This window comes from Sphingobacterium sp. B16(2022), from assembly GCF_012030425.1.
Classification (GTDB): Bacteria; Bacteroidota; Bacteroidia; order Sphingobacteriales; family Sphingobacteriaceae; genus Sphingobacterium; species Sphingobacterium anhuiense.
Genome location: NZ_JAAUVN010000007.1, coordinates 149,910 through 169,053, shown reverse-complemented (window position 1 = coordinate 169,053; position 19,144 = coordinate 149,910). Strand labels below are relative to the sequence as shown.

Annotated in this window: 11 protein-coding genes; 5 read left to right on the top strand and 6 right to left on the bottom strand. The window is 33.8% G+C overall.

Annotation, left to right across the window (positions count from 1 at the left end; translation table 11 throughout):
• Nucleotides 1-683: 683 nt before the first annotated feature.
• A complete protein-coding gene (locus tag HCX49_RS24400) occupies nt 684-2,129 on the bottom strand; it encodes a SusD/RagB family nutrient-binding outer membrane lipoprotein (RefSeq protein ID WP_168128399.1) in 1,446 nt (481 codons plus the stop codon).
• Between the two features lie 11 nt (nt 2,130-2,140).
• The gene (locus HCX49_RS24395) at nt 2,141-5,257 is read right to left on the bottom strand and encodes a SusC/RagA family TonB-linked outer membrane protein (protein ID WP_168128398.1); all 3,117 of its coding nucleotides are present in this window, start codon (nt 5,255-5,257) and stop codon (nt 2,141-2,143) included.
• 1,261 nt (nt 5,258-6,518) lie between these two features.
• Here HCX49_RS24395 and HCX49_RS24390 point away from each other — a divergent pair.
• The 4 genes from HCX49_RS24390 (at nt 6,519) to HCX49_RS24375 (ending at nt 9,772) form a co-directional block, all read left to right on the top strand.
• Entirely contained in the window at nt 6,519-6,656 is a 138-nt protein-coding gene (locus HCX49_RS24390) for a hypothetical protein (RefSeq protein WP_168128397.1), read from the top strand.
• Between the two features lie 750 nt (nt 6,657-7,406).
• Entirely contained in the window at nt 7,407-8,405 is a 999-nt protein-coding gene (locus HCX49_RS24385) for a helix-turn-helix domain-containing protein (RefSeq protein WP_168128396.1), read from the top strand.
• A gap of 239 nt (nt 8,406-8,644) precedes the next feature.
• Nucleotides 8,645-9,220: a MauE/DoxX family redox-associated membrane protein gene (locus HCX49_RS24380; RefSeq protein ID WP_168128395.1), complete on the top strand. Its 576-nt coding sequence runs from the start codon at nt 8,645-8,647 to the stop codon at nt 9,218-9,220.
• Between the two features lie 180 nt (nt 9,221-9,400).
• On the top strand, nt 9,401-9,772 hold the full coding sequence (locus tag HCX49_RS24375; RefSeq protein WP_168128394.1) for a hypothetical protein: 372 nt from the start codon (nt 9,401-9,403) through the stop codon (nt 9,770-9,772).
• A 62-nt stretch (nt 9,773-9,834) separates the two neighbouring features.
• Here HCX49_RS24375 and HCX49_RS24370 read toward each other — a convergent pair whose 3' ends face one another.
• Genes HCX49_RS24370 through HCX49_RS24360 form a run of 3 tightly spaced genes read right to left on the bottom strand, consistent with a single transcriptional unit; the run spans nt 9,835 to nt 17,101 of the window.
• Nucleotides 9,835-11,178 (bottom strand): RagB/SusD family nutrient uptake outer membrane protein, encoded by a 1,344-nt coding sequence (locus HCX49_RS24370; protein WP_168128393.1) that lies wholly within the window; start codon nt 11,176-11,178, stop codon nt 9,835-9,837.
• A gap of 17 nt (nt 11,179-11,195) precedes the next feature.
• Nucleotides 11,196-14,357 carry a SusC/RagA family TonB-linked outer membrane protein gene (locus HCX49_RS24365; RefSeq protein WP_168128392.1) on the bottom strand — a complete coding sequence of 1,054 codons (3,162 nt, stop codon included), beginning with the start codon at nt 14,355-14,357 and terminating at the stop codon, nt 11,196-11,198.
• A 44-nt stretch (nt 14,358-14,401) separates the two neighbouring features.
• The gene (locus tag HCX49_RS24360; protein ID WP_168128391.1) at nt 14,402-17,101 is read right to left on the bottom strand and encodes a TlpA family protein disulfide reductase; all 2,700 of its coding nucleotides are present in this window, start codon (nt 17,099-17,101) and stop codon (nt 14,402-14,404) included.
• Nucleotides 17,102-17,856: 755 nt separating this feature from the next.
• Here HCX49_RS24360 and HCX49_RS24355 point away from each other — a divergent pair.
• Nucleotides 17,857-18,129 (top strand): helix-turn-helix domain-containing protein, encoded by a 273-nt coding sequence (locus tag HCX49_RS24355; RefSeq protein WP_021190869.1) that lies wholly within the window; start codon nt 17,857-17,859, stop codon nt 18,127-18,129.
• A gap of 11 nt (nt 18,130-18,140) precedes the next feature.
• Here HCX49_RS24355 and HCX49_RS24350 read toward each other — a convergent pair whose 3' ends face one another.
• On the bottom strand, nt 18,141-19,010 hold the full coding sequence (locus HCX49_RS24350) for a HEPN domain-containing protein (protein ID WP_168128390.1): 870 nt from the start codon (nt 19,008-19,010) through the stop codon (nt 18,141-18,143).
• Nucleotides 19,011-19,144 lie beyond the last annotated feature (134 nt).

Sequence of the window (19,144 nt, the reverse complement as noted above, 5' to 3'; positions counted from 1 at the left end):
CACATGAATTTTTGATTATAATTTTTAAAATCAAAAATTCATGTAGCATTACGCTAACTAAGAAATTATATTGGAAAGCTCGATAGGTAACCATTAAAAATCGTAAATTAATATTTCGAAATAAAAGAATTACGATTATGAGATCAATTTGAGAAGTATTAACTTTCACAAGTAAGATGAGGGAAATATTATAAATAATGGAATTTGCAACTAACTGCAATAAACTGCACCTGACGCATCAGATGAGATTAGGTTGTGATGGGTACATTTTCCATAGATTAATGATTACATAAAAATATAGATCAGCATTAAAATGTTAAATTTGTAAACCTTAAACTCAAGTTTGATTTTTGTAAAATCATACAATTAGAGAGTTTCCAAGATCATTTTTCTTAAGTAGCATTATTGAACCGGAAATTAAACATTAAACCTAATTCATCTATGCCACTACTCTTTTTAGAATATATATAAATGTAAAATAGTAAGCTTGCGTACAGGTTCTGTGTAAGACAAATTGTTATTATATGGAATCACAACAATAAAAGAATAAAAACATGTTAAATAGAAAGAGCCCGGTGGAATACCGAGCTCTTGTACAAAAAACTTAATTTTGTTAATCCGTCCAACTTTTGGGGGTCACATCAAAAATCATTTTTGATACAGCCTCTTTTTTGAATTAAATATTATAAATCAAACCAAACTTTATCATAATACTTTGGTTGAGGATTAGGAATATTTGGATTTGCAGCTGTTTCATCCGTAGACAAAGGAAAACGTCTAAATAAAGGCCCTGATGTTGCTCCTTTAGGCACTTCCATTTTAGGAACTTCATTTCCATCAGTACCAGATCTTCTCCACTGAAGAAAAGCTTCCAATGGACGATCCATCAAATCAACCCATTGTTGAAGATGAATTTCTCTTAAAGGATTAGCAACTGTAGCAAGAGAAGGTTCCGCATTTAGATATGTTGTTATTGCTGCTGGAGTCACTTCATAAAAAGTCATCGCAACTTGTAAAGCCTTTCTATATAAATCATTTGCTTTGTTGAGATCTTTAGTTACGCCTAAACCACGAGCGTATACCTCAGCTTCTAAAAAGAGCATCTCTTGATACGAAAGTAATAGTGATGGTGCATCTTTTCTATACAAATACTTTGAAATCAAAGAAGTTTTATCGTCTGCATCGACATTCGCTAATATACCCACGTACTGTTGAGATTCCGGTCCTAAGTCAAAATATTTTGATAGTCTAGGATCAGATTTAGGCACCATGATATCAGTAACCAGTTTATTGGCATAAGTAAATGGATTTTGTCCCAAAAACAATCTATACTTTGGATTTTCATTATTAACCGTTGTTGTATAGGGAACTTTCCAGATTTCAGACTCTGCATTAATCATCGTAGCAGGAGCAGAAACCAATTTCCCAATAGCGTCAGCTTTTGAAGGATCCTTATCAACCATAACCATTAAAGTTTTAAACTTTATTGAATTTGCTAACTTAATCCATTTACTAAGATCTCCCTTATAAAAAATATCGTAATCTTCTATTTTGAGAGGGCTACTTGGATCTATTTGCGCTTTGGCTTCATCTAAAAGCTTTAAAATATTTTCTAAAACATCTTTTTGAGCATCATATTTTGGATAAGCAAAGTTCTCAGGATCCCAAGCTTCTGTATAAGGAACATCTCCATAAAGAGTTGTAGCCTCAAACATCAATTGAGCCAAAACTATTTTACATTGAGCTGCTGAATTATTTTGTACTGGGTTAGCAGATTCAGCTATTTTAATTGCCTGCTTAAGATTGTTTCCAGATGTACTATAATATACTTTCCACGTGTTCCCTACTGCAAATGTACTGATATTGTATAAATTTGATGAACCCCAGTTTTCAGAAAAATCACCTCCAGAAGCTAAACTTTGCCCTAGAAAACCTAAAGAAATATAACTATCCCCACTATTCTTATTTACATCCCAAGCCGTCACAGCGTAGCCAAACAAAAGCTTAGGCTCAACTTTAGTTGCCGTTAAAGGATTAGCATTTATATCTAAATATTTATTACACGAAACAATACTCGAAGCAGAAAGTAATAATAATGCTCCAGCTAATATTTTATTTTTAAATTTCATAATGTCAATAATTAAAAATTTAACCTCAAATTCATCCCAAATGATCGTGCAGAAGGAATACTATTAAATTCTACACCTTCGCCAACACTTCCCGAACCAAAGAAATTCAACTCAGGGTCTAAATGAGGTACATCGCTTTTAATCAACCAAAGATTTCTTCCTTCAACACCAATCTCCGCTCCTTTTATAAATTTTGATTTTAAAATATGAGATGGCAGTGCATATGCAAATCTCACTTCCCTCAATTTAATAAAACCAGCGTCAAAGACATTGGCAACGGTATTTGTTGAGTTACCTTCCCATACCCAATAATCCTGTGCACTTATTTCTTTTTTATTAGGGACATAGACACCATTTTCAAGAACCACACCAGGCGTAACAATTGGAGTACGATCAGCAGTTTCTGCTGCAAGACCACCAGTTCTTAAATTTGCAACAGTACCGGAGTAAAATTTACCACCAGTGCGAATATCTACAAGAGCACTTAATGAAAAGCTTTTGTAGCTAAAATTATTATTAATACCCATAGTCCATGCAGGGTAAATATCTCCTAATCTTTGATTTGCTACCGCTGTTTTTAATCCAGTTTTTGCATCGATAATAATTTGACCATCATCAGTCCTTGCCCAATCACTTCCATAAAGTCCAAAACTTTCTCCGACACTAGCTTTAATCTGCAAACCACTATAACCACTAGCCAAACTATACTGTGACAATCCCGGGGCTAATTCATTGACTTTTTGTTTATTTTTAGCAAAATTAAAATCTAAATTCCAGTTAAAACTTTCTGTTTTCACAGGAACTAAATTCAATGCGATTTCAATTCCCTTATTTTGTATTTCGCCAACATTTATATATTTCGCAAAATATCCCGTTGAAATAGCAATATCTATAGGGATCAACTGATCTCTTGTTATATTATTGTAATAAGAAAAATCTAATCCAATTCTATTTTGTAAAAATTTAAGTTCAAAACCTGTCTCAAAAGAATTTTGCTTTTGGGGTTTAAGCGTTGCATTTGGAAGTATACGTGGTCCACTAAATGCCGTTTCTATAGGTCCTGCTGGAAAAACAGTAGCTGTTGAAGAGACATATTGCATAAAAACAGTAGAGGTAGGCGTATATTGATAATCCAAATTATATGCGGCAAGATCACTACCAACAGATGCCCAACTCGCCCTTACTTTACCAAAACTTAACCAATCCATTCCTTTGTCCTTCAACAACTCAGAAAAAATAAAGGCTCCACTTACTGAAGGATAAAAATATGATCTATTTTCTATTGGTAATGTTGATGTCCAATCGTTTCTACCAGTAACATCCAAATACAAAAAGTCTTTATAACTGACACTTAAGTTACCATATGCCCCCAACAATCTTCTCTTACTATATCCTAATGTTGGAGTTTTACTTGCCGCATTGGTATAGTTCCATAACTGATCAATTGTTAAACCTACAGCTTCTACATTTGTACTTTGCGTTGTACGCTCATTAATATTTCCCCCAACAATCAATTTAAATTTAAAATTGTCTACAAGATTATTCTGCTCGAATGTAGCCATTAAATCGTCATTGAATTGCTTACTTAACAAATCAAAATTAATAAACCTGCCGTTCATAAAACCAGCGGTTCCTTTTCGGACATGCTGTGATCTTTTCTCAGTATATACATCCGCACCGAAATTATTATTAATTGTAATCCAATCAACCGGTTTATAAGTTAAGGTATATGTTCCTAAAAATCGATCAACTGTATTTCCATTTCTATTATAGTTCATTACCCAAAATGGATTATTCCCATTTCTATTGGGGCTTAGAAAGATTTGATTTCCCGTAACAGGATCTTCAAAATTATTCTTGAGAAGATCAATATCAACTGTTCTAGGAAGACTAAATATTGTTGAAATAATCGCATTAGTATTGTTAGAGCTCTGAGCAGGTCTACCGTCAGATTTCAAATTCGTGTAAGAACCGGTAAATCTAGAAGATAGCTTAGAACTAAAATCTCTTCCAGCATTTACAGATAAGGTATAGCGATCTAACTTTGATTCTGGTATTATTCCTCTTTCATTTGCACTGGAAAAACTCACCCTGTAATCTGAATTATCACCACCGCCTGAAAAAGCAATATTATTAATTAATGAGGTTCCTGTCTGAAAATAATCTTTTACATTATCAGGATAAGCTTGTAATGTAACATCCTCTCCTAAAAAATTTTTAAATTTTTGATTACTAACCTCCGCAATATTAGGACCCCATCCGTTAGTTTGAGCTAAAGCATATACACCCTGATTTCCTTGTGCATATTCGTTTTGAAAATCCGGTAGAACTAATGGGTTGTCAAAACGTAAGGATGAATTAACACTAATAGCATTGCTTGTGCCTTTAGAACCTCTTTTAGTCGTAATAATAATCGCACCATCTTTTGCTCTTGCACCGTATAATGCTGTTGCAGCGGCACCTTTAAGAATAGTCATTGATTCGATATCATCTGAACTCAAATCCCCCATTCTATTTCCAAAATCCACATTGCTTGCCGTTGTTCCTCCAAGAGATGTTGCATCACTAACTGTCAAGCCATCGATCACATATAATGGAAATCCACCGTCTAAAGAATTTACGCCACGAATGACGACCTTAGTTGATCCTCCTATTGTACCAGACTGCGCATTCACTCTCACACCTGCAGCCTTACCTGCAAGGGAATTTAGAACGTTTGAAGATCTTGCTTTAGTTAATTCTTCTGATTTAATGGTAGAGGCACTATAACCTAGCGATCTTTGTTCTCTTTTAATTCCCATTGCCGTAACAACGACTTCCGCCAATTCATTATCAGAATTATCTAGTGTTACATTAAATGCCGATTGTCCTTCCTTAACAATTAATGTCTTATCCGAATAACCTAATGAGCGGAAAACGATAACTTTTCCTGTAGGTACAGAGAACGAATAATTTCCATTCGCATCTGTCTGGGTAGCTACATTAGATCCTTGCACAGCAATCGTAACACCGACCAATGGTTTACCATCAGCACTAGTCACACGACCGCTTACCTTTTTATCCTGCGCAAATGCAACAGAGGTAAGAATCATACTACCCACGAAAAAACTGAGTAATGTTTGTTTCATATGTTTATATTAAGTATTTAAAGTCTCTAAAGACTTTGGTTAAGTAAATTTCTTTTCATAAAATTTTAAAAATCGAATCTCTTCATACTATTTTCGACCTTAAAATTCATACTCAATCAAGAATTGTAATCCATTTTCATCTTTATCCAGAAGAAAAAAGCAATCACTGTTTATTTTCTGTTTAACGCATTCTTAACAAAAAATATATTAAAACTTTACAAATATTTCCTTGGTCAATTTTGGGATCAGCTCGTAACTAAGATCGGTTTTTCCTAAAACACATTTAATTTCAAAAAAACAAGATTGTTAAAAAATGTTAAAAGCAAAGTTAAAATAAAAATTTCATTAACCAAAACTTCAAACAAAAGATAAAATCAGGCCTCATTAAAGTATAGAATCATAAGATTATTAGATGTAATTAAAACGATTTTAATGGGTTTTAATTACTAAAATCTATGATAAAGCTTTTAATCAATCAGATTTGTTATTATTATAAATTGTAAAGCAGTATTTAGTTTTTTTAATTCTCTTTTTCAAAAGATCAGTTAGTATACTTTGTTAAAAAAATGTTAAAACAAATATATACCATTTTTTAAATTTGAAATAGCAAAATGATATGCTAGCATATAAAAATGCTCAAAAATATTTCAACCACCTGATATTCAGTAAATTATTTTTCAACTCATATGTAACAAAAAACTTTACCTGTCAGTTAATCTTATAAAACGAATACTTGTCAATTATTGTCTAAACAATGATGAACGACATAATACAATGAAAACCTAGGAAAAAATTGGTATCCTACCTATACACTGTTATATTTATTCAAAAGAGGCGCTACAGAAATCTTTTCAGAAAAATTATCAATATCAGTTCACATCTTAGAATAGTCTATCTCAAAAGAAATAATTTTTTAATTCTAAAAAAATTCACCGCAACAAGAATTTTATAAAAGAAAATAGTCCTTTTCCAAAATATGTATGTAGCTTTAAGTTTAAATAACAATAACACACAAAAGAATAAACCATTTACGATCCGATTAATATTAAAACTTTATAGATCATCCAGAATTATGGTACTCCATTTGAACCAAGAAGAACGTTCTAAAGCCAAACAATAACTACTATCTGTGATATCAAAATTAGAGTTAGATTCCAATCCCCTTTCATCTTAGCGACGCCAGGCCAGATATAACTCCTTATTCCTTTTACTTTTTTTACAGCCAGTTCCGCAGACGCAAACTATATAATCAGCTATTCGAATGAAAAACAAGCAAATTGATGAACCCATCATCAGACACCATCAGCTCTTAGTCGGTTTCGAGGACGTGAACCGTAAACACATTGATATTCAAGAACAGTCTAAAGATATTAAATCAATCTTATACACAGCAAAATAAACCAAACACTTCCACTCACCATTTACGTTCTCAAAGAAATGGGAACCTCCGAAACCTTCCTGCAGGAAATCCGATATGCTGTCAACGAACACTTCGATGATATAAAAGTCAATCTCTCTTGTTAACGTTATTGTTTGAAAATTGAGTATATTTTTACTACTAAAGTTTTTACGCTCACAAGACTATTTCATTAAATAAGTTCAACTCCCATGAATATCCTGTATCTCCCAAAAAAAATTGAAGATCATAAATAAATTAGTTGAAAGACACCCTGATTCAAACAGATAAATATAAAAAGTAGGGGTATACCCCCGTTACCCCTACATCATCCGATCAATCTCTCCTTAAAAACAAGCTCTAGATCTCTGTAGAGCTGATTCTATAAATCAGCTGAATATACCCCATTTCCTATAGACTACCCCTCACCTCCCTTTAAACACCATTTAAGGCCTATATCAGGTGTAGAATACCCTGTTTACTACCCCTAATCAACACCATTATCCGATTTACCTTCGTTCTGAAGCGTACGAATATGCAGAGGGTGAAGCTTAAATCGTCCGCTTCCTGAAAACGGGAAATAAAGCACAGTAGCGCCTTGTTTTAGAAAAAAATGAATAGTAAAACACAAATAATTGGGCTCAAAAACGCAAATAATTGGGCTCAAAAACCCAATTATTTGGATTTCCTTTTTATGAACTTTAGGTGAACATTTATAAATATCAAAAATTAACAATTTTAAAACTCATAATTATGTTAAAATCATTACAATTACAACTTGATCAACCATTTGGAGCTCCCTATGAGCCTAATCATGTCATAATGAAATCTCTTATGTCGATGCAAAATGGAAATAACCAGCATTATAAACGGGCACAATCCGAAGCCATCCTACAAGAATTTGATGGCCTATTGGCATTTATCAATCTATTGGACGTCAAGTCTACAGATAAATGTATTATCCCCTTTAAGATCATAAAATCAGATATCCACTTAATCCACCTACTAAAATCAACTGGATCAATCCTGATTAAAGATCTGCAGGGAAATAAAACCTATACCATCAATCCCTTAAGAGGTCGCTACATTTACTTACCAGCAGGTCTGTATGAACTGCATATACCAAAAGGTCAGAGCCATTTATCTAATCTCTATTTTCGTTGTAAAATCTTTCGTGATGGCAATGAACGACCTTTCCATTTTTTACATCCTCTCATTGAAGCCCATCGTAGTCAAAGTATATATTCCTGTGTCAGTATAGATTTTGAAGTCGGTACACGTACACGCGCACATATCAAACATTTAGTCAATAATCTAAAAAAAGGAAAACTAGAAAATGAAGAACATATTTTTACCGCAGTCAAAAAATTGATTAGGCTCTCCTCTGAAAAAATTTTTATTGAATATGAACGTGTTGATGGTCATGAAAAAACTGCACTTGCATTGCATGACAGTATCAGAACCTATTGTGAACTCGAAGGACATTCCTTTACTTTAACAAAACTTGCTGAAGACTTTGGCGCTAGCTTTAGAAACTTGAATAAGATACACTTCAAATATTTCAACAAAACCATGCAGCAATACAAGAACGAAGTAATTTTAAAACAGGCAACAGATTTAATTTTAGCTGGCAATCCCTCTTCAAATGTATCTGACACCTGCAATTTTAAACATCGTGAAACTTTCAATCATTTCTTTTACCGTCATACTGGGATGAGTCCCACAGAATATTTCAAAACACAAGGTAAATAATTATACACAGATACATTCCATAAAAAATAAGGGAAGCTGTTTCACCAAAGATTGCTTCCTTTCTTTATACCTTTCTACATCGCCCCTATTCGGAAGCAACCACAGCAATACAAAAGGCTAAAATCGTCAGGTTCTAAGAACCAAAATCGTCAACCCATCCTCAATCTTAGTCCCGACCTTAGCCTTAGCAATTTAAATAAATAGCAAAGCGAAGAAAATAAATAGTAAAACTATCAATCATGAAAAAGAAGATAAGACATATCACCAGCAATAGCATCCATATCTTTATGATCGTGTTTTGGCTATTTGTAGCTACAGATAAACTCTGGAACTTGGAGACTTTTCATAGTGCGTTACTTAAACAGCCATTTCCATCTTTGTGGGCAGATACCCTGTATTGGAGTCTTCCTATTGGAGAACTGATTATCGGATTATTATTTATTGGACAGTACCGTCGTTTGGCTTACTTCTTATCAGCAATTTTGTTATTCATCTTCAGCATCTATATTAGCCTTGGGGTGATGGGATTGTATTCAAAACGACCATGTGGATGTGCTTCTGTTTTTAATGAACTTTCGTGGCACTGGCACCTTATTGTGAATATTGTTCTTTTCAGCCTATCTATATTGGGATGGTACTTGACTGGACCAACCAACCCCATAGATAAAAACCCTGATCAGCACAAAGTACAATCAGTCCGCTATAAGACGTTTTTCGTACTACTTATTATCTTCTTTCGTATCACATTTTGTAGGATAAGAAAAATATTCCCGAGAAAATTCGCCTTATTCCCGGGCAGGCCGGTACAACTTTAAATTATGATACGTGACGCTGCACCACGTAAAAAGAACAGCCGAGGCATTAAAAGGCCGGAACACCTCGTAAAAGCATAGTACTGATCATATTAATAAAAATAAAGTTTTTTGTGGAGGTAAACTTTTTTTGATTTAGCGTGTTCCATTAACTTAATTTGGAACCGATAAAAAGGCCTCAGTATGAAAGCAATTACTTTCATCAAAAAAAATGCAATGGCTCTAGTAGCCACAATTGCAATCTTAGGATTTAGTTCGTTTAAATTGGTTGAAAAATTTGATCAACCAATAGATGAAGTTTGGTTCGAGTTCAACAGCACTTTAAATCCCGGTGATTCGGGATACGACAGTGCTTTGACCAACCCGAGTAACTACAGTAATACTGGCTCTCCTACAAATCCATCGCAATGCTCAAGCACACCTAAAGTCTGTGCAATTAAAGCTGAGCCCGATGCATCAGGACATATAACTGCAGCAACTCTAAATTCATTAAAAAATGATATGCTTAATCCATCAAGTACAAACCATGATATTTCAAGAAAGCCAAATGACTAATTGATAGCAGAATCGCCCAAATAATTTATTATTTGGGCGTTTCTTATCATACATTCAATTTATTAATTCTGTTTAATATTTGACAATTCAATAACTTTTTGAGGAATAAGAAAGGTGAAATTTTTGATTTCTTTTAAATCGATCTTAAATTCTTTACTGTCAAGTTTTCTAGTGAGTTCTTTTTTATTAATATATTTATCTTCAAGTCTTCGCAAATCCATCCAACGAATACCTCTTAACAAGAGCTCCTTTCGTCTTTCAGCATATATTAATGTTAATAGTCCTTCTTTATCCAAAGGAAGGGGGGCAAGTGGCATACCTTTTACATATCTATTACTTCTAAAAAAAACTATCGCATCAGAAGCAGACTTTAGATCTCCTAATCTTGTATGACATTCAGCCTTATTTAACCACAATTCTGCTGTTGTTATACCATTAAATTTTTGAGCATTGGAATTACCCGAATAATCTCCTGTAAATGCATAATAACCATCATTTTGCAAAGAAAAGAAAAGTTTTTTCCTCAAGTCATTGCTATCATAAGACTCGTAGAGGTTTGTATCTATTCTCAACACTGATTCTCGTGACATGTTCTCAGCAGAATGAATTGAAAAAAATAAAACTTCTGCATTAAATCTTTCGAATGGATATTTTTTAACATCTTTAATCAAATTAAAATCCATGAGCTTTCCATATGAACTCAATGTCGAATCAGCATACAAAAGTGCTTTTTCAAAATTTCCAATCGCCAGATAAACTCTCGACAATAAACCTAAAGCTGCGCTACGATTAGGTCTCGTAGGATAAGCTAATTTCTGCTCTGGGAGAGAAGATGCCGCTACTTTAAGGTCTTCCACTATACTATTTATCGTTGTTTTAAGAGGCAATCTTATTGGCGGATCATTTACATCAGAATTACTCTTTACTGGCGGCCCCAAAATGACATCATTATCATCATAAGCCTTTGAATAGATTTGTGCAAGATCAAAATAACTGAATGCTCTAAAAAATAAACCAATACCCATTAGATTATTTCTATCAACTTTATTCATCTGTATCTTGTCTATATTTTCTAAAACAATATTCACATTCAAGATTCGACCATAAGACAACCAATACCAATCTGCCAAGGGTACTCTCTCCCACACATAAACAGACCTATCTGATAGCTGATTCAATGCCCTATAATATTGATCTGGAATAAAAAAATCATCAGACGCTATATCTCCGACAGCGGAGACATAGCCTTGGTTCATAGATACCGTATAATCCATTAATGCATATAAATCTGCTTTTGAGTTTACTGTAGCTAACGACATATCGGATTTTTCTTCTAAAAAATCATTACATGAGATTTGTATCGATGATAAAAAACTCATCATCATGAATATTAGTTTTGTGCTCATAATCGTATTATTTATATTTAAAAATTCATTTTAATTCCCATACTATAGTTTCTTGGCGCAGGTATATTACCTAAATATTCGGGATTAATATTTAGCTTAGTCGCCTTCCATAATAGACCAACATTCTCCACCATTAAAAACAATTCCAAATACTTAATCTTAGAAGTTACAGACATACGTGGCACATATTGGAGTCTTATATCTTGTAATTTTATAAAATCACCAGGTTCCACTAAAATGGTCGCATCTTTATAAAATAGATCAGCACCATCATCAATTGGATAAGTCATAGCGGGTACGTTTGTTACCAATTCATCTCCAGATTTTTGCCATCTGTTATAAAAATCAATATGACCATCATTCTTATTAAAAAGTGATTGGTAGCTAATACTATTCCTTTTAAAATAATATTTCAAACGATAACTAAAAGTCGTAGAAACACCAAACTGCTTGTATGAGAAATTGTTTCTCAACGAACCAAAATAAAGCGGTCTTGCTGACCCAACCCTATCCAAGACATCTAGATTCTTACTTCCCATAATATCCCAATATGCAACACTTTTTTCTGCATTCAATAAACCTTGAGGCTTTCCTTCATGATTTAGACCTTCCCATTTATATGCATATAAACTAAAAATCATGTCCCCAGGCTTATTAGACAGACCTCCTTTCAAGACGTATGATGTTGGCGATAATTGCTCTGTTAAAGTTTTTACAATCCAACTATTATTGTAGGTAAATAATAACGCTCCAGACCATCTGAAATCATGGCTACCTTTCGAAAAATTCAAATTAACATCAATACCTTTAGATTTTGTATTAGCTGCATTCAATATCATGGAGGAGGCTCCACTAGTTGGATCCAATGGATGCGAATCAAAAAGGTCAAACGTATATTTACTATAATAATCTACACTTCCTGTAATTGCATGATCGAAAAAACCGAAATCTATTCCTAGATTAATATTTTTCAACTTTTCCCACCTCAATTCTTTGTTTGGAAGATTAACGATTCGAGCCATTGGATAGGGAACAGTCCAATTATTATAACCAAAATATTGAATAGTAGTCAGCGCACTCATGCTGTTGTCAACATTTCCACTATATCCAAATGAACCTCTTAATTTTAACAAATTGACTCCGTTTAAATTAAAGAACTGTTCATTATGCAAATTCCACCCTGCGCCAACGGACCATAATGGTGTCCATTTATTATTTGTTTCTACTCCAAATAGATTAGAAGCATCTCTACGAATACTAGCCGACAGTAAGTATTTAGTATTAAAATCATAATCAAGTATACCATACAAAGAAGAAAAGTTAGTTGTGATATCCGTATTGGGAAAAATATTAAACGGCAAAACGTTATTTCCTCCTAATCCGCCATAGGTTGGATATTGTTTTGTAAAATCAATATTTGAAACAAAGGAAAGATTTGCAGGATTATATCCATAGATAATATTCCCCAGTGATCGATCTTTTTTAGTCCGCCATTCCGAACCTACTAAAATTGAAATTCTATTTTTATTGATTTCGAGTTTGTAATCAAGTTGTGCTCTGAAATTATGGTCTTCCAAATAAGCATTCTGTTGCCTTAAAACCCCTCCATATGGAAAATTATAATGTATATTTCCATTGATCACCTGCATACCACGATTAATCAAATCTCTAGTATAGAAAGAGTTCATATTGTAGCTTTCTTCTCTTTTACTATCATAGTAATTATACCTATATTTCACATCCAAAGTCATACCTTTTAAAGGAAAAAACTGAACTCCTAAATCAGTAATTATATTTTTTCGATTTGTCAATATTGGCGGTTCATCAATATAATCAAGCGGATAATATTTCCAGTCCAACAAATCTCCATTTCCAATTGTATCTATATAAGACATTCTGTATTTATATGGAATTGCCAAATTTTCTTGACCTTCTTTAATATTTAAATAAGGATATGGGTATCCGTTGTCCGAATAAAAATCGGTTGCAAGCGCACTTAAAGTTTTTAAATCTGAGAACACTAATCGTCCAGACAATTTAAAATAGCGACTCAATTTAGCTTCCGCAGATAGTTGACCACTGGTACGTCGATTATTATCACTCCGTAAACTAGCCAATGATCTATCATACCCAAGTTGCCCAATCATATTCAGTTTCTCTGATCCACCACTTATTGAATAGTTATATTGTTGCAACGTAGCTTTTCGGTACATGTATTTCAACATATCATTTCGAATATCTATTTGACCGTACCTAGCCAACTCAGAAGATAAATATGCTGTATTAACAAGTCCCTTTCTATGTCGATCGAGCAAATCGACCACAGGTGATATCACAGGTTTACTACTGCTGTTCAGTTTATTGTTAAAAAACCCTTTCTCAAACAAAAACAGCTCAACATCTATTAAATCTTTATTATTAATTACTTGATGACTGTAAAGATTAGGCTTCAAATCCAGACGTATAGTACCTTTAAAATCTTGAGAAACTCGGCTATCAAATTTTCCCTTTTTCATCGTTATGACAATAACACCATTTCCAGCTCTTGCACCCCATATTGCAGAAGCAGCAGCATCTTTCAAGAGTGTTATACTTTCAATATCATTCGGATTGACCATATTAAGATCACCTTCAAATGGAAAATTATCAATCACAATCAAAGGTTTGCTACCACCAAGCGCCGCTTTTCTCAATGTACTTACACCATGCATAAAAATTTTCGGTTCTATGGCTTTACCATTATCATTTACAGAATAAGCCGACCTATCAAAATATGTCCCTGTAGTGACATGTTCAAGTTTAGACAATAAATCAAAACTTGGTGTTCGATCCAAAAGTTCCTTTTTTATCACTTCATAAGATCCTACACTTTTTGTTTTTTTCTGTTCATGGTATCCTGAAACGATCACCTCATCAATCAATGATGTTTTTCCTGTCATAATTAAGACCAAATTCTCCCTATTCCCTGACAAGCTAGTTTTAAAACGCTCAAAATTAACATGCGATATTTCAACATCGACTTGCTTAAGATCCAAAGACAAGTGAAAAGCACCTTTACTATCTGTCATGACCGTCTGTTGACATCCAAGAAATTTTATGTTCGCATCTGCAATACCTCTACCTAGAGAATCCTTAACAACGCCCTCATAATTCCATTTTCCCTGAGAAAATGCATTCATAGTCTTTAAACTAAAAACTATAAAAAAAAAGATTAATAAATTCTTCATAATTCATCCGTAAGAGTAGTGAAACCATGTGAAGTCAAGTTCAGTTTACCAAATGATTTGACATCAGGAAATACCTCTTTAGAAAATACGAGCATTAAAATTGGATGTATTTCAGAGGTAATAGTCCATCCCTTAGATTCCAACTCGTTCTTCAACTCAATAAAATTATAAGGCCTCTCCTCTAAATTTAGGTTCGGAATGGTTCTATTTTTCTCAAAAAGAATGACTGGTGGCAATTCAAATACTGGATGATTTATATACCGTAAAAATGAATTCTGCTCCATCATTTCTATCTTAGGACCGACAAAATCTTTTAATTTTTTTAACACATAGCAATTCATTGGCACTTTCATCAACCGAGATTGAACGCCTAAATAGTTATCCAAGTCCTTAGCGAGGAAATGTTTTAACTCCTGCGCATTTAGAATTCTTGAACTTATATTTTCGTAGGTGTAGAAGTATTTTCGCTGTATATTTAAACGTGAATTCCGAGGATATACCCCTAAAGGTTTAGGTAAAAATAGTGGTGCCAATTCTGATGTTAATAAGATGCGCCTATTGGGATAGTTTGCCAAACCAACAAGATCTTCTACAGGATGATCATAATCAAAATATGCCAATTCAAACAAAGACATAATATCCATATTGGGCACAAGCCACCTTGTACCATTTATATCTTTTTCTAAAATTATATTGCTAATCAGACCATCTTGAAACCCCAATATAGTACGATAAGAAAGCGGCTTATACTGTATTAAATCATTCATTGAAGCCCGTAATAATGGAGTATCTTTCGCCTTACTAGCATCACGTTTTAACGGTAAATATGAGATATGTTTATTTAACAACTGCTCAATCACTTTAGATTCAACATACTCAGGTAATGTAATTGAAACAATTTCATTGCGAAAAATGATGACAATATGCGGATAGCCAGAAGAAGGAAAATATGTGTTGATAATATTATTATCTAAGGCTGTAAAAAAACCATCAATATCTTTAATAGACTGTTTTTCTAATGCTTTTCTTACCACATTTTTCGACTGGTTAACAACAGGTAATACCTTGATTTTTCCAGCAAATGTTTTTTGGAGCTGAAAAAGATGAGGAAAACTATTGATACAATATGTGCACCATGTCCCCCATAGATCCAAAATGATGATATCTTCTTTTATGTCATCAAGTGAAAGCCATTCTGATTGGTTATTTATCGTATTTAAAATCTCCATTTTATAAGATAAAACCGCATCGGGAATTCTATCACCTGGTTGCAGTGCTAACAAATCTGATAACCCATCAGCCCCGCTGTCCTTGCGGGGCGTCTGAGCTGATAAACTAAACATAGAAACCATCAGGACTAATAGCGAATAAGTTCTGATGCTCTTCAATTCCATTAAAAAACAATCAAGAAGATTGAAAAACATAAGGACTAGTAAAGAATAAGTCCTTATATTATTCAATGCGTTGAAAGAAATACCCATCAATTTTCGAAACTCATAAACACCCCACTCACTGACAGCATCGTGAACACTACTTAACATGTTATTTAAAGGGGTTTTTAAGCGATTTGCCAACTTATTAACACAAGACCACATCGTAACCCAGCTTAAGATTTTCAGGTGCTTAAAAACGCTTATTTGAAATAAAGCACTTTTAGCGTATAGATCAAGTATGGATGAAGCAGGTATAAAGCGTTGACAGTGCGTTAGTAGTGTGTAAACGGATACCGTTTTACGCACTATCCATGCTTTATCTATGCATATGCAACGCTTTACGGACGCTTGATCTACCCTTCGCCTATTGAAGTTCGGTGCTTCACCAGCTGTCGCCTTCAAGTCCGCAGCCAAGCTACTGCCGTTAGTACCTATTTGGTAGCTCTCCAGTAGCTTCTCAGTACCTTTCCCGTACCATTTCAGTAGGGCGTTAGTGAATAACCTGTACACTAACCGTACTTTCACAACGATTTTAGCAAGTACAATCTTCATGAAAATCATAAAAAAAGCAAAGCCATCTGCTCCGATCTTGTTCGGACTTTCTTTTAACCTTCTTTTAACCTTGTAGTAAGTTTCACTGTAACTGCGCAGTACTTGCAAAACACCTGCACCGTCCTTTTCCTGGTGCAGGGACGGGAGAGGTACGGTGCCCATACGGTGCAACGACGTCCGGAGGTAAAACAAAATCCGAAGCTTGTTAAAAGTAGGCATACAGCGGGTACCCCCTAGAAAAAGCTTCGATTTGCTGTTTGCCATATCTAGAAAGCTCCTACTTACTTTCTTTTCTTTTTCTCTACCCTTTTTTCTACATCCACTCGGGTTTTGCTCGACTATACTTCGACTTTTCATGCGCTGTAGCCGATGAAATCCCGAGGCCGAGTCGAAGCCCAGTCGCAGAAACTTAGAAGTTGGTGTTAATTTGGTCAGGAAAAAATAAGAATTTAATCTTTTTGATATTTTTTCTTCGACATCTAGTCGACAATGAGAGTCCTCCCGGAGATTTTTCGAGCCTTCACCGAAGGCATATTGACTGATAAAATCAACATTACTTGTATGTGCAATATTATTTTCAAGTGCTTTTTTAGTAACGGAATATTTAGGTAATATCCCGTGCATATTGCACTTGATTCTTATCCTACAAATGGACTGGATAATACCCTTAAAATAGGCATGTACTCTCCCACCCTTATAAAAATTGTTCATTTTTTTCATAAGTTAAATCATACTTAATGGCACGAAAGAGATCGCTTCGCTAAGTATTTAAGGTTTATAATTTTGGCATTTTCCTTTGTGCAATAGATAATCAGAACAGCTTCCAAATGATACTAATCAGCTGTCCATAAGCTCGTGCTCAGGATATTAATAAATTGCAGGAATCGAAAAGCGTTAAATGGTTATCATAAAGGTAATATACTGGTCTACGGTACGCTTTCATCGATTTGAAGACATCATAATGTCTTGTAACCGCATAAAGATTAAGGGGGATTTTTTTTGGTTGCTCCAAATAGTTTTATTAACTCCATATTTTAATTAATTCAAAAAGAAGTAAATACCAAAGAAGCAGAAAATCACAATAATTTTCCACAACTTAATAGGTAGATTAGATTGCTTATCTAAAATTTAATAAAGAATTCCAGTTTGAAAGAGAAAAAATATAGCTATACGGGAGGTGGTTCAATAGATCTAAGTTTTTTTAATTTGAAAATCTTAGAAAGATCTAAAAATAAGAAAAGGTACCTCCCTTGCTCAATGGTTGAGCGTGAGAAACTACGCGACCCTAAATTAAGGGAGGACCTCTCTATATGTGTAATGAATTTATTTAAGTTTATATGTTTCATTCTGCATGGTTTTTGGTTTCTCACGCCTTTACCAACGAATGAATATCCAAATATAGCAAGTACTTTTAATTATTCCAAATTTGGAATAATAAATAAATGTTTTAAAATGTCTCTTTGTCTATGGCCGAACAATATATAGATAAAGAGAATCTAGAATTGGTCAGAGATAGACTCTGGTCGATATCTAAAGACAAAGGAATCACTTTAGAGGATATTGAAGATAGAACAGGATTCAGCTACAGTCAAGTCTATCGTATAGTTAGAGGAGAAAATAACATGTCAATAAGTGGCCTTATTGCAGTATGTAAGGCTTTAGAAGTACAACCCTCAGATGTTTTTAACTTCAGCGTAGAAATGCCAAAACATTTGCCACTAAGAAAAGACCGCAAATAATCTTATTCATATTAGAGATTGGAAATTCTCAATTCGCAAAGTTTAATAACAACTCGTTCTAATAGCTCAACCTTGTTAATCAATTTTTTGAAATCGTCAGGAGAAATATAATAGTCGTCTTGATAACGCGCGTCTAAGTAGGCTTTATTTAAGATATCAAACAGCCTATTTTCCTCCCCATCTTCCAAAGGATATTTAAACACATGATTTAAATCTTCTGATATATGTTTAGCATATTTCCGATATGCTTTTAATCTGTGAGTCTTCGGTTTATACCCAGTATACACTAAAAGAATTCCTCCGTAAAATTTTTCCGCAGACTGATTTAAGTTAAAAATTAACTCGTTCAAAGGTAGTTTCTTTCTTAGAAACTCCTCACTAATTACTTTAGTTAACGTTAAAAACCTAGATCCACTCTTAACCCATTTATCATAATATTGAATTGCAAGAGATTTAATCTGCTGTGCAGTTAAAGGCTTACATTTTACAAATGTAAATTCCCCTGTATCAAACAAAACAATCCCTTCCTTGATGATATCACGAAAGAAGTACTGTCCCATTTCGAGTCCCTTATTTACATAATTGAAACTATGAACTATAGGGCTCACATCATTTTTATATTTTAAAGTCTTATTCTCAATTTTACTAGCGATTTCGTTTTCCTTTTCTCTATCACCTTCTGGTAGTACAACCAAGATATCATAATCACTTATATAAGAATAGGTGGCTCCCCGTTCCTCATATTCATCCTCAACCCACTTGTCCGAAGTATGGCTACCAAACAAAATAACCATAGCTGGATCAGCAATATTGCAAATAATATCTACAATTTCGGCTAATTGTTCCTGCTTGTTTTGTGGTAAATGGGATAATTTATTCATAATATAAAGATACAAATAAGTAAGATGAAAGCGCTATCAACAAGTTATTTTGAATATATAATTACAGCAACAGAGTAGAAAATACACATCTAAATTTTGAGTTTTTATCTCATCATCAAAAATCTTTTTAACCA

What these genes read in the sequence shown, in the direction of transcription:
- HCX49_RS24360 (WP_168128391.1), bottom strand. Translation starts at nt 17,101, where the DNA reads ATGAACAATTTTTATAAGGGTGGGAGAGTACATGCCTATTTTAAGGGT.
- HCX49_RS24355 (WP_021190869.1), top strand. Translation starts at nt 17,857, where the DNA reads ATGGCCGAACAATATATAGATAAAGAGAATCTAGAATTGGTCAGAGAT.
- HCX49_RS24350 (WP_168128390.1), bottom strand. Translation starts at nt 19,010, where the DNA reads ATGAATAAATTATCCCATTTACCACAAAACAAGCAGGAACAATTAGCC.
- HCX49_RS24395 (WP_168128398.1), bottom strand. Translation starts at nt 5,257, where the DNA reads ATGAAACAAACATTACTCAGTTTTTTCGTGGGTAGTATGATTCTTACC.
- HCX49_RS24400 (WP_168128399.1), bottom strand. Translation starts at nt 2,129, where the DNA reads ATGAAATTTAAAAATAAAATATTAGCTGGAGCATTATTATTACTTTCT.
- HCX49_RS24380 (WP_168128395.1), top strand. Translation starts at nt 8,645, where the DNA reads ATGAAAAAGAAGATAAGACATATCACCAGCAATAGCATCCATATCTTT.
- HCX49_RS24390 (WP_168128397.1), top strand. Translation starts at nt 6,519, where the DNA reads ATGAAAAACAAGCAAATTGATGAACCCATCATCAGACACCATCAGCTC.
- HCX49_RS24370 (WP_168128393.1), bottom strand. Translation starts at nt 11,178, where the DNA reads ATGAGCACAAAACTAATATTCATGATGATGAGTTTTTTATCATCGATA.
- HCX49_RS24375 (WP_168128394.1), top strand. Translation starts at nt 9,401, where the DNA reads ATGAAAGCAATTACTTTCATCAAAAAAAATGCAATGGCTCTAGTAGCC.
- HCX49_RS24365 (WP_168128392.1), bottom strand. Translation starts at nt 14,357, where the DNA reads ATGAATGCATTTTCTCAGGGAAAATGGAATTATGAGGGCGTTGTTAAG.
- HCX49_RS24385 (WP_168128396.1), top strand. Translation starts at nt 7,407, where the DNA reads ATGTTAAAATCATTACAATTACAACTTGATCAACCATTTGGAGCTCCC.